General features: G+C 46.2%; 8 protein-coding genes and 1 pseudogene. 4 read left to right on the top strand and 5 right to left on the bottom strand.

Annotated features, from left to right (window positions below; translation table 11 throughout):
* The first annotated feature begins 15 nt into the window (after positions 1 to 15).
* Complete coding sequence (locus QUA24_RS21030; RefSeq protein ID WP_333231824.1) at positions 16 to 1572, top strand: O-antigen ligase family protein; 1557 nt, start codon at positions 16 to 18, stop codon at positions 1570 to 1572.
* A gap of 55 nt (positions 1573 to 1627) precedes the next feature.
* Here QUA24_RS21030 and glmS read toward each other — a convergent pair whose 3' ends face one another.
* The 4 genes from glmS to QUA24_RS21010 all read right to left on the bottom strand — a co-directional run bounded on the left by glmS (position 1628) and on the right by QUA24_RS21010 (position 7397).
* Positions 1628 to 3547: a glutamine--fructose-6-phosphate transaminase (isomerizing) gene (gene glmS, locus QUA24_RS21025; RefSeq protein WP_333231822.1), complete on the bottom strand. Its 1920-nt coding sequence runs from the start codon at positions 3545 to 3547 to the stop codon at positions 1628 to 1630.
* A 159-nt stretch (positions 3548 to 3706) separates the two neighbouring features.
* Positions 3707 to 3952, bottom strand: a complete 246-nt coding sequence (psaC, locus tag QUA24_RS21020) for a photosystem I iron-sulfur center protein PsaC (protein ID WP_015175986.1) — start codon at positions 3950 to 3952, stop codon at positions 3707 to 3709.
* A 597-nt stretch (positions 3953 to 4549) separates the two neighbouring features.
* Positions 4550 to 5761 (bottom strand): chloride channel protein, encoded by a 1212-nt coding sequence (locus QUA24_RS21015; RefSeq protein ID WP_333231821.1) that lies wholly within the window; start codon positions 5759 to 5761, stop codon positions 4550 to 4552.
* 730 nt (positions 5762 to 6491) lie between these two features.
* Positions 6492 to 7397, bottom strand: coding sequence for a CoB--CoM heterodisulfide reductase iron-sulfur subunit B family protein (locus tag QUA24_RS21010; protein WP_333231819.1), 906 nt, complete (start codon positions 7395 to 7397; stop codon positions 6492 to 6494).
* Between the two features lie 932 nt (positions 7398 to 8329).
* Here QUA24_RS21010 and QUA24_RS21005 point away from each other — a divergent pair.
* From QUA24_RS21005 to fabF, 3 genes are all read left to right on the top strand, one after another.
* Positions 8330 to 8893 carry a hypothetical protein gene (locus tag QUA24_RS21005; protein ID WP_333231817.1) on the top strand — a complete coding sequence of 188 codons (564 nt, stop codon included), beginning with the start codon at positions 8330 to 8332 and terminating at the stop codon, positions 8891 to 8893.
* Between the two features lie 929 nt (positions 8894 to 9822).
* A complete protein-coding gene (gene acpP, locus QUA24_RS21000; protein WP_333082619.1) occupies positions 9823 to 10077 on the top strand; it encodes an acyl carrier protein in 255 nt (84 codons plus the stop codon).
* A gap of 97 nt (positions 10078 to 10174) precedes the next feature.
* On the top strand, positions 10175 to 11428 hold the full coding sequence (gene fabF, locus QUA24_RS20995) for a beta-ketoacyl-ACP synthase II (protein ID WP_333231815.1): 1254 nt from the start codon (positions 10175 to 10177) through the stop codon (positions 11426 to 11428).
* A 444-nt stretch (positions 11429 to 11872) separates the two neighbouring features.
* Here the strand turns inward: fabF and QUA24_RS20990 are convergent.
* Positions 11873 to 11942 (bottom strand): annotated as a pseudogene (locus QUA24_RS20990) (photosystem II protein D1); the annotation flags it as partial.

The raw sequence follows: 11942 nt of genomic DNA, 5'->3' as shown, positions 1-11942 counted from the left end.
AGATTGGGAGTGTGGGTGAATATCAAAAATCGCTTGAAATTAGCTGCCAAACAGACAGCCGAAAATCTCAAGTCTCGTCTCCAAAAACATCCAGATCCCCACCTGCAAATCCCTTGGAATTTCGCCCAAGTGGGGATGCTGATTTTTCCCTTAATTCCGATTTTGGGAGCTTTAGGTTTATTCCTGGGATTGGTCGGCACTTGCAAGCAAAAGTTCAGTCAAATTATTCGGCGCCCGTTGAATCGAGGATTCGCAATTCTGAGCGCGCTGCTAGTCATCACAGCGGTTTTTGCCAACAACCGCAGCGAGGCTTTTGTAGGGTTGTACAATTTCTTGCCGTTCTTTATATTGTTTGCCACTTTCAGCAGTTTAATTAAAACTCTGCCTCAATTGCGGCAATTGTCTTGGACGATCGTAATTAGTTCAATTCCAGTGATAATTTTAGGCCTGGGACAGCAATTTTTAGGTTGGAGTGGCATCGATCAATTGCAGCCTGTTTTTGGCTGGGTACTCGAACCCAAAGGCAATCCCCCCGGGCGCATGGCTTCTGTATTTATGTACGCTAATATTTTAGCTTGCTATCTGACAATTGCTTTTATTTTAGCAATGGGACTGTGGATGGGACAAGTCAGTTGTCAGTTGTCAGTTGGCAGTTGTCACCAATTACCAATTCCCAATTACCAATTCCCGATGCCCGATGCTCGATGCCCGATGCCCAATTCTCAATTCCCAATTCCCAATTACCGATTCCTATTTTTAAGTTTGGCATTGATCGGAAATGCTGTTGCTTTGATTTTTACTAATTCTCGTAATGCTTGGGGACTGGCAGTTGTCGCAGTTTTGGCTTTTGCATTTTATGCGGGTTATAAAAAACTATTAGCTGCGGTTTTTAGTGTGGCTAGCACAGTTTTTTTGTCTGCTTTTGGTCCGGAACCACTGCGGCAATCTTTACGAAGAATTGTTCCGGCTTTCTTTTGGGCTAGACTCACCGACGAGATGTTCCCAAATCGGCCGACTGCTACTTTGAGAAAAACTCAGTGGGAATTTGCTTGGTCTATGACTCAGCAGCGTCCTTGGACGGGTTGGGGATTGCGAAATTTTACGCCTCTCTATCAAGCTCAGATGCAAGAATGGCTCGGTCATCCTCACAGTTTGATACTGATGTTGACTGCGGAAACGGGAATACCCGCAACGCTTTTTTTGTGTGGTTTAGTTGGTTGGGTTTTGGGTAGAGGTGTTTTGCGGCTGGCGAATTGGCCGCTTTTTCCTGCGGATATTAAACAGGAGCAAATACCAATACAGGAAGTCGCGGAAAATGCTTTAGTGTCAAATCAAAATTCCATAGTTATTATCACAAATGATGTAGTTTGTCAAGAGGTAAAAGCTGCCGATCGTCTAATTTTCTTCAGTTATCTACTAGCTTTCGCAGCCTGCACCTTATTTAACACTGTAGATGTAACACTGTTTGATTTCCGAGTCAATACTATAAGCTGGTTGCTGTTAGCGGCGATTTGCGGAGTGTGCGAAGAGGGAATTGGGAATAGGACATTGGGCATGGGAACTAACCAATAACAACAGTCAACAGTCAACAGTCAACTGACAACAGTCAACTGTCAACTGACTTCCCTCATTCCACCGTCACCGACTTCGCCAAATTGCGCGGCTGATCCACGTCCAAACCGCGACGCGCGGCAATGTGATAAGCCAACAATTGCAGCGGAATCACTGTCACAATCGGCGACAACAATTCATCCACCAAAGGTACTGGCAAAATGTGGTCAAAAATATCAGCTTCCGCCACACCTTGCTTCGGCGTAACGCCAATTAAACGGGCGTCGCGCGCTTTCGCTTCCTGAGCGTTGGAAAGCACCTTTTCGTAGACGCTACCGGGCATGGCGATCGCCACTACAGGCACTTTTGCATCCAAAAGGGCGATCGGGCCATGTTTCATCTCTCCGGCGGGATATCCTTCGGCGTGAATGTAGCTAATTTCCTTCAGTTTCAGCGCCCCTTCCAAAGCAATCGGAAAGTTAATTCCCCGCCCCAAAAAGATAAAATCTTGGGTTTCTGTAAACTGATGGGACAATTCCTCCACATACTGTTCTTGAATCTCCAAAAACTTCTCAATTTCCGCCGGCAACTGGCGCAAACCAACAATAATTTCTGCCAATCTCTCCGTGCTGATTGTTTGCCGCTGGTGCGCCAAATCCAAAGCTAAGAAATAGAATGCCATCAACTGAGTGACAAAAGTTTTAGTGGCAGCAACGCCGATTTCTATACCAGCGTGGGTGTTGATTACCTGCGGCATCATGTGGGCGATCGAACTTTCAGTCCTGTTAGTAATGCCTAACATTCTCGCCCGGAATTTATCAGTAAAACCCGCGCGGCGCTGTTGTTCCATCCCCAAAGCAGCCAGCGTGTCTGCCGTTTCTCCCGACTGAGTTACCCCAATAGTTAAAGTATTTGCTGTCAACGGTGCGGGCGCGTAGCGGTACTCAGAAGCGTACTGCACCGCAGTGGGAATATTAGCTAATTGTTCCAACAAATATTTGCCAATTAGCGAAGCGTGCCAGCTCGTTCCACAGGCAAGAATCGAAATTTGTTCGACATCGGCGCAAAGTTCCTTGGGCAAGTTGAGATTGATGGGAGAGCGCGGATTTCCTGGCTGCCAATCGCTGTCTAAATAAGCCTCCAAACAAGCTCGGACTACGGCTGGCTGTTCGTAAATCTCCTTGTGCATGAAGTGTTTGAAGCCTTGTTTCTCGACTAAAACCGGGCTCCAACCAAGGATGCGCGGGCTTTTTTTCAGCCTTTCCCCTGCAAAGCTGTAAACTTCCACTCCCATCGAAGTTAGCCTTGCCAATTCACCATTTTCTAAGGACAAAACAGTGCGGGTGTGAGATACTAAGGCCGGCGTGTCGGAAGCGCAGAAAAATTCACCGGCACCAAAGCCAATCACCAAAGGAGCTTGCTGTCTGGCGACAATTATTTCCTCGGGAAAATCTGCACAGATAACGGCGATCGCAAAAGCTCCTTCTAATTTATTTACCGCCTTTAAAACCGTTTCCAAAAACGATAAATCAGCAATTTTCTCTGTTTTTTTATTTTTTTCTTCTTTCTCCCTTCTTGCTTCTTTCAGGAATTCAGCTATTAAATGAGGAATAACTTCTGTATCGGTATCGGAGACAAATTTATGTCCCTTTGCTTTCAATTCTTCCCGCAACTCGCGATAATTTTCGACAATTCCATTTTGAACTACCGCAATTCGCCCGCTATTATCTAGGTGAGGGTGAGCGTTATATTCCTCTGGTTTGCCGTGAGTTGCCCAGCGGGTGTGTCCGATGCCGATGGGAGCCAGAGAGTCTATCTCTGCTAACTTTTCCCGGAGGTTGTGCAATTTGCCCTTGGCTCGGATGCAGGTAATTTCTCCTTCGGAGATGGTAGCGAGGCCCGCTGAATCGTAGCCCCGGTATTCTAGTTTCTCTAATCCTGCTAGCAAAATTTCGCTTGCTGCTTGCGTGCCGATATAGCCAACGATTCCGCACATTTAACGTACTACTCCTGCTTAGCGATCACAATAAAACTCAAGTTTTATCATTTTTACCTTCTTCCGGCCCCAGAATGCAGATTCCGCGACAAAAAAGAGGGGGCGATTAAATTGCCCCCTCTTTTGTACCCGTAATTCGATCAGTGTGTCGATCGATATTTAGTAGGCTAGACCCATACTGCGAGTAGTTTCTGCTCCCAGGTAAACCCGGATGCTCAGAAAATCGGTGGGGCAAGCAGTTTCGCACCGCTTGCAGCCTACACAGTCTTCGGTGCGGGGAGATGAGGCAATCTGAGCTGCTTTGCAGCCATCCCAGGGCACCATCTCCAAAACGTCAGTCGGACAAGCGCGGACGCATTGAGTGCAGCCGATGCAAGTATCGTAAATTTTGACTGAATGAGACATTGAATAAAGGCTCCCAACGAGTCACTAAAAATTTGCTGGCTCTGCAAGTGAACAGATTTGACGGCGAGGTGACACCGCTATAGCCTGCACAGAGAATTAAAGGTTAGTCTACCGCAGTGCCTGGAAGCACTTCGCGAAAAAGCGACAAAACTTCACAGTTATTCACCCTGGGAGTCTTATGGAACCCTTTTGGGCTCTCTGTCATTCGCCAACCGTTTGAGCATCAGCCTGATTAAATACAAATTGAGTTTGGCATTAGGATTGGTGAGAGTGGGCCCAAAGTTCTTGACCAAACTCCGATGATTTTATGCGGGTGATACCCCTTACCCTTGCAGAATGGTAATCTTCGGAATATTGACGGGCCCGAGTGTGAAAATAATCGAGGTTGTGACTCAACATTTCAATCAAGCCACAGTCATCGGACATCCTGGCTTTTGTGGAATGGATAAAAAACGGCAAGCTGAATAGTATCAACGGCTAGATATTGTTTGATGCCATTGGTGCATTTGTAATCACAAAATCTTTAAGACTCTACCCTCGCAAATTCACGTATTTTTCATCGGTACACGGAGCTATTAGAGGAATTCTAGCCGTTTGTTAATCAATTTTACGCTGTGAGGTAATGAAGGGAGAGCGGGGAGCCAAGAAGAAACCCACGAGACTAGCGAAGAGAATCGGTGTAAAAGTGCTAAATCCTGTCAACTTGGCGAGTAGCAGAGTTGTACTAATTGGAGTTCGAGTAACGGTTGAATTCAGAGCAGCCATTACACAAATCATTGCCAAAGTCTCGTTGGATGCGGGATTAATGATAGCGATTGCCTTTCCTAAACAGGCTCCTATAAAAAACAGTGGGATGATAATCCCCCCCCGCCATCCTCCATTTACAGTCGTACTAATGGCAAACACTTTAGCAATAACTAAAGTTAAGAGAAATCCCAAAGAAAAGTTTCCCTCAACAATTTTTTCAATTTGATGTTCACCAAAGAAACGAGTGAGCGGAAATAAAGCTGACAAAACACCAAGTCCTAGCCCAGCTAAAGTAGTACGCACATAGATTGGACTGGGTATCGAATCAAACAAGCGGCCTAGACCGCGAAATACAGCGATAAAAAGCCACCCCATGAGCGCACCTACGATTCCATAAGCAATCGCTGCGCCAAAGTCATAAAGGCTATCCACATTGTATTGAGGAAAATGCCAGGTAGGGCCTATTCCAAGCTGGGTAATTGCTACAAAAATAGTGTAACTTGCACAACTTGCCACTACCGCAGGCAATATTGCTTCAAAATACTCCACAACATTCTGATGATGCAGAATTTCTAAAGCAAAAAAAGTACCACCCAATGGAGCGCCGAACAAAACTGTAAAACCAGATGCCATGCCCGCAATACTCAAAGTTCGTAGTGCCTCTCCGCTCAATTGAAAGCGATCGGCTAACCACGTACCAATTGAACCTGTTACTTGCACCATTGGTGCTTCTGGACCAGCACTGCCTCCACTTGCAATACTGATTAGCGACGACAGAATCATCGAAGGATTCTCGTTCATTGGTAACCGCCCACCATTGAGATGAATATTGTCAATAATCAACCCTATTTCGCCAGGATTTCCCAGCCAATGAATGAGCAAACCGATGAGTAAACCCGCAAGCGGCATGATGATTAGTAGAGAATGTCCACTAAAATATTCAAATCCCACCATCATGTAAGACAAAAATATCCAATAACTTGCACCAAACAAACCACAAATGATTCCTAGCATTGCCCATAGGAATACCGAACGTGTGAGATTTACTGGGTTTCGTTTCATTGCTGATCCCTTATCCATAACTAGGCAGTTAGGAAGTCTTAAAAAACTATTTTGTGTAATTGTATACAACTTCTGTTTCTATTGTCTGCATATTAACCTACCAACCACCACACTTGCTTTGGAGTGTAGATCCGGGCTATGGAATGCGAAGAGAGCAATAGCAGTCTAACAAGGGCTGGCAACGGAACTGAGGCATAGGTTATCAGTGGTGTAGCCACCTTGCAACGCCGTTCGCTGAAGCCCTCGCCGTTAGACCGATTCTTCTATTGGTGGTGTCAATAGCTTAAAGAACCATTTGGGCTCTCTGATGACGAGCTAAGATCAGAAATAAATGGCATTGTCGAGCAACTTCACCGACAACGAGTGATAACTCCGCAGCGCCATTGCTGCCCCACCAGAAGAAGACTAGACCACCTCTGGGGACAAAACGACCCATTTTTGACGGTATCTTCTATCAACTCAAGAGTGTATGAGCGCGATCGATCGTCCCGCTAGCACTCGGCTATAATTCCGCTCTAACCGGATTTGTATCCGCTCAATAATTCGGGGCGGACTACCCACTCAGGAACGATTTTGCGTCATTTGATGTGCATTTTTGAGCGATTTACCCCGGATTATTGAGCGGATACCCGGATTTGATGTGAGAAAAAACTAAAGTCTTTACTACCAACCTGGATTTAACACGAGAAAGGACTAAAGCCCTTACGACAAACCCGCGCCAATCGATCGACTAAAAGCCTAATTTTTCTAAAACTGGCTTTGTTGAAACAATATGTCGATCGAGTCCTAGTTTTTTGGGCTCCACACCCAAAGCCAAAGCTACCAACTGCGGTAAATGCAGCACCGGCAAACCCAATTCGCGCCCGATTACTTTTTCCACCTCCGGCTGCCGCGAATCCAAATTTAAATGACAAAGCGGACAAGGAGTTACCATACAATCAGCGCCATTGTCAAGAGCATCTTGAATATGTTTGCCTGCCATCTGAAAAGATTGGTTAGTGGCATAACTCGCCAACGGCCAGCCGCAGCACTGCGTCCGGCCTCGATAGTAAACCGGAGTTGCCCCGATCGCCCGAAACACATTTTCCATCGATTCCGGTTGGTGCGGGTCATCGTAAAGCAGCTTATCCTGAGCTCGCAGCAGGTAGCATCCGTAAAAAGACGCGCAGTTCAAGCCCGAAAGCTTGCGGGTGACTCGCTTCTGAACTTCCTCCAAACCGTAATCGGCAACGATCGCCCACAACAGATGTTTCACCTCGGTACTGCCTTGATAAGGCGAACAGCCTTGTTTTTCCAGTAAACCGTTGACTTTTTCTATGTAGTTGGGATCGGTTTTTTGAGATTCCTTGAGGCGATCGTCCACATGACCGATTACCCCTTGACAAGTGCTGCAATGCGTCAGCAAAGGCAGATTCAATTCCTCAGCCAAAGCAACATTGCGGGCGTTGACGGTATCTTCCAGCAACTGCGAATCTTCCTTAAAAGTGCCAGAACCGCAGCAGGAAGCTTTCTTTAGTTCCACCAGTTGAATCCCCAACGCTTGAGTCAGCGCTTGGGTAGAAAGGTAAAGTTCGCGGGCGGCCCCTTGGGCGACGCAACCAGGAAAGTAAGCATATTTGAGATTTGGGGATGGCATAATCGTTTCTGCAGGGGAGAAAAGGCAAGGGAAAAGAAACGAGAGCGCTGGAGGTCGGGATGCTTCCTGCTTCGTTTCTCCTCTCCATATCCTTACAGAAAACTAGCGTGAAAGCCCCCCTCTTTGAAGGCACAGATGAAACGCAGTTTTCAGGTTGGTGGCGGGGCGATCGCGCTAATTTGCTGAAGGCGCTTTTGGAAAAATCCCATCGCTGATGGTTCGTCTAGACACTGGAATCAATCGCACCGTCAAAGTTATGTATCTGCGATCGCTGCTGGGCAAGCAAAAATGAGTTACTAAGTTTGTCAGTTCCCAAAGGCGAAGGGCGCGCGCACTAGCATAAGTAATTGTTAGGCGATCGAGCATAACACATCGTTACAGCCGACCCATTAGAGTGTTATGATTCAAGAGTAAATAAGCCAAGGTTGCTGAACAAAACCGTTAGTTTGCTGGGTTATCGGTGGGACTGTACTTCAATGCTGTCGGTAGTTGCAAAATCATCGGGTTCCAGACATAGCGGTAGTTTATGATACTGCTTTTCATCTCAGCCCACATGTCAAATCATGCAGTCGGGTCAAGCACAATTTCCCCAAACCGTCACAATTTACAAAGCTCCTCACAAATATCAAGGGCAAAAGTTACTGGAGGAGGGGTTTCAACCCACTGATTTCTCCTACAATTCTACCTACCTTGATGGGAATTGCTACTTTGCTTATCCAAATGACAGAAGTATTGCCGAGGAGTTCAATCACAACTTCAAGAACGCCTTCTTGAAGTTGTGATGATCGGGCAAGCTACGATCGAGATTTCAAAACGCTTGAGTATCGCTAGGATAAAAATGACTATTTTGAGCGGATTGAGGTAGTCCTTAGCCACCCATACTGCCTAAACATGAATGATTTGGAGGGAATTCAATAATGTTAAACTCAATAATGTTCGACTGGCAACAGTTAGCCCAGATCGAAGATATCAAAGAGTATTTTGAAACTGATTTCCACGGATTTAGTAAACGGATTGAGCATCATATTCATGACTTGCAGAAAATCGAATCAAAAGAGCTTGATAAACTCGCAATTATACGAGCTCTAGAAGTTACAAATGGTTGCATTCAAGGGGGATTTAGAAGAAAAGATGAGGGATGCTTATCAGTTGAACAGACCCGTGAATGCATGAACAAGGTAATTGGATTTATTAAAGATAAAAAAATCGATCTCCCAAGTGGAGAGTCTATTCATTTTACTCCACCCATTCAACAATTGATGGATGAGGTACGTGAGCTTTACCAAGCTGCATTCAAGAAAAATATTCCTGATAAAGATAAAGAATACTATGCCTATTCCACGGCTCTGTTTTTAGTATGTGGTCGCTCCCGTTTGAATGTTGCCATTCAATTAGTAAAACAGGAGTTTGAATCTCTGTTTACAACGTACTATATCGAAAAAGGTCGCAATTATATTGCCCCATATATGGAGGCGCTTCTTCCTGAAAATCCATGAAATTAGGGGAATCATCCACAATTGATGGACAAAGTGCAATCTCTGATCCTGTAAGTAGAGTTGATGTTAAGCTGTGTAAAAATTCGCTTGGAGCCGACTGGCGAAAGTCACTGGTGTAGATGCAATGGTTTTGACAGCCCCTCAATCACACCGTTAGGCGGAACAGATCGGGCTTGTTAAATTTGTCGTTTTTCAGCCGAGATTAAGCAAAGCAAAGATGGTTGGGTCCGTTGTTGAGTCCAGAGAAGCTATGGGCGATCGCGAAACATAAGTAATTGTGAAGTGAGCGGTGTATAACATATCCTTGGATCGGACAAAAGTGATATTTTCGTGTTGAGATCGAGGCGCTCGTTTGCCGCTCAATTCAGCCCTTATGTGTAGGGAAGGAATATGAAGAAAGTTTTTATCGTAGGCGCATCCGGGAAACTCGGGGAGTACATGGTGCAGCAGGCGCTAAATAGGGGCTAAGAGGTGGTTTGTGTTTGTCGGGAACGCAGCGTAGGCAAACTCCATCGTTGTACAGATGCGATACTTCCATTGAGCTCGTTGAGGTTATCTGAGTGCGAGCGCAAGTAGGAAAGCAAGACGGATCGTATGCGTTTGGGCGTTGCTTTTGAGAATTTCTAGGGGACAAGCAGTCACTAGGGCATGATCTGTTGCAGATAGTCATTCAATCAGTCCGGGACGCAAAAATTGCTTTGCAACACTATTGGTAGCGGTAAGGTACGGTGTACACCGCCAGATAGAGTTTATGCCTCCAGAACTATTCAAATAGCGATGCCACCCCATAACAGTCCTAGAGTTGCTGCGATCGTCCGTGTCCCAATTGTCCCTGGCCCGTGTCACTTAGAAAAGCGGCCAGCCTTTGTCCTGCAGATCCCCCTTTCGGATAAGATTAGATACGCAGCAACCAATGAGGACACGATGTTATGAGCCAAGACGACATTTTTGCTAGAGTCCAGAAAATTGTGAAAGAGCAACTGGAAGTCGAGCTGAGCGAAGTCAAGCCCGAAGCCAACTTTGCTAATGATTTAGGAGCAGATTCCTTAGATACAGTAGAGCTGGTAATGGCCTTGGAAGAAGAGTTTGATATTGAAATTCCCGACGAAGCAGCCGAAGGAATTACTACGGTTCAAGCTTGTGTAGATTACATCAGCAGCCAACTTGCAGCTCCAAAAGCATAAAATACCTGTCTTTTCCCCTAAGAGGAGAGAAGTTATAAAACTGGAAACTCCTCTTTAGTTCTGCGTTCTGGGTGTTTAATTTTTTGAAACTGAAATCATGACAAATTTAGAGCGTAAGCGCGTTGTTATCACGGGTCTCGGCGCGATTACACCGATCGGCAATACCTTGTCCGAATATTGGGACGGGTTGCTTGCCGGGAAGAATGGTATAGGCCCGATCACCTTATTCGACCCGTCGCGGCACGACTGCCGCTTTGCCGCAGAGGTGAAGGGTTACGACCCACACGACTATTTAGAGCGCAAGGAAGCAAAGCGGATGGATCGCTTTGCTCAATTTGGGGTGTCAGCGAGCAAACAAGCTGTTGCTGATGCAAAGTTGGAGATTAATGACCTGAACGCAGAACAGGTGGGTGTCATTCTTGGCACTGGCATTGGTGGCTTAAAGGTTTTGGAAGATCAGCAAGAGATCTATCTGACTCGCGGACCAGATCGATGCAGCCCGTTTATGATTCCCATGATGATTGCGAATATGGCCGCAGGTCTGACGGCGATTCAAACGGGTGCTAAGGGACCAAACTCTTGCACGGTGACTGCCTGCGCTGCCGGATCAAATGCGGTGGGTGATGCGTTTCGCCTAGTTCAGGGGGGTTACGCGCAAGCCATGATTTGCGGCGGTACCGAAGCTGCGGTGACACCTTTGTGCGTGGCGGGTTTTGCTGCGGCGAGGGCGCTTTCGACTCGCAACGATGACCCGACTCATGCTTGCCGTCCGTTCGATCGCGATCGTGATGGTTTTGTCGTCGGCGAAGGTGCTGGCATTCTGATTTTAGAAGAAATGGAACACGCTCTGGCGCGTGGCGCGAAGATTTACGCAGAAATCGTCGGCTACGGTTTAACTTGCGATGCCTATCACATGACTTCTCCGGTACCGGGGGGGGAAGGTGCGTCGCGGGCCATGGCTTTAGCGCTCAAGGATGGGGGTTTGACGCCGGATATGGTGAGCTATATCAACGCTCACGGCACAAGCACGCTTCCCAACGATTCTACGGAAACGAAAGCGATTAAAAAGACTTTGGGAGACCATGCTTACAAAGTAGCAATTAGTTCTACCAAGTCAATGACCGGCCATCTTTTGGGCGGTTCTGGGGGAATTGAGGCGGTGGCGACGGTAATGTCGATCGCCAATGACAAAATCCCGCCGACAATTAATCTAGAAAATCCCGATCCTGAGTGTGATTTGGACTATGTTCCTCATACAAGCCGCGATCTAAAAGTTGATGTGGCGCTGTCGAATTCCTTTGGATTTGGTGGCCACAACGTGACTCTGGCATTCAAGAAGTTTGTTCAGTAACGGGTAATTTGAAAGTCGAGAGTTAAAAGGTGAAAAATTAATTTTTCACCTTTTAATTTTTAGATAAAGTTTAGATTTTGCGATCGGCTCTTAAGTAAATCAACTTAATTCAACCTAAAATGCGATCGCACGTTAGAGTCCCGCAACACTCTAACTGCTGCGGGGTTCTGGATATTCTGTTTTTTGATTAGCCGTTGCTCATATCATGTCCGGGCGATCGGTTGACTCAAAACGCTTACTTGTCATGAGTCAAGCGCAACGAAGTAAGCGCTTTGCCGAAAGGGCGAGATTCTTCAATTTCTTCAGCACTCAGAATGACAACTATTCAAGCGGACTTGATATCACTTAGTTTTTTAACAGAAGGAGAACTTTAAAAACCTTTTTTCCCCAAACAAAAAGCGCCCCTATTACTAGGAGCGCTTTTTGTTAATCTCAGACTAAAACTTAGCCATTGATAGAAGGAGCAACCAAAGCTACAGGAGTTGTCTCACCAGCAGCCAAATCAAGCGGGAAG

The sequence above is a fragment of the Microcoleus sp. Pol12B5 genome, from assembly GCF_036701335.1.
Lineage (GTDB): Bacteria > Cyanobacteriota > Cyanobacteriia > Cyanobacteriales > Microcoleaceae > Microcoleus.
This window is presented reverse-complemented; position numbering and strand designations above follow the sequence as displayed.

Excerpts from the sequence above, each read along its gene's own strand:
- psaC (WP_015175986.1), bottom strand. The coding sequence starts at position 3,952 with ATGTCTCATTCAGTCAAAATTTACGATACTTGCATCGGCTGCACTCAA.
- QUA24_RS21015 (WP_333231821.1), bottom strand. The coding sequence starts at position 5,761 with ATGAAACGAAACCCAGTAAATCTCACACGTTCGGTATTCCTATGGGCA.
- QUA24_RS21005 (WP_333231817.1), top strand. The coding sequence starts at position 8,330 with ATGTTCGACTGGCAACAGTTAGCCCAGATCGAAGATATCAAAGAGTAT.
- fabF (WP_333231815.1), top strand. The coding sequence starts at position 10,175 with ATGACAAATTTAGAGCGTAAGCGCGTTGTTATCACGGGTCTCGGCGCG.
- acpP (WP_333082619.1), top strand. The coding sequence starts at position 9,823 with ATGAGCCAAGACGACATTTTTGCTAGAGTCCAGAAAATTGTGAAAGAG.
- glmS (WP_333231822.1), bottom strand. The coding sequence starts at position 3,547 with ATGTGCGGAATCGTTGGCTATATCGGCACGCAAGCAGCAAGCGAAATT.
- QUA24_RS21010 (WP_333231819.1), bottom strand. The coding sequence starts at position 7,397 with ATGCCATCCCCAAATCTCAAATATGCTTACTTTCCTGGTTGCGTCGCC.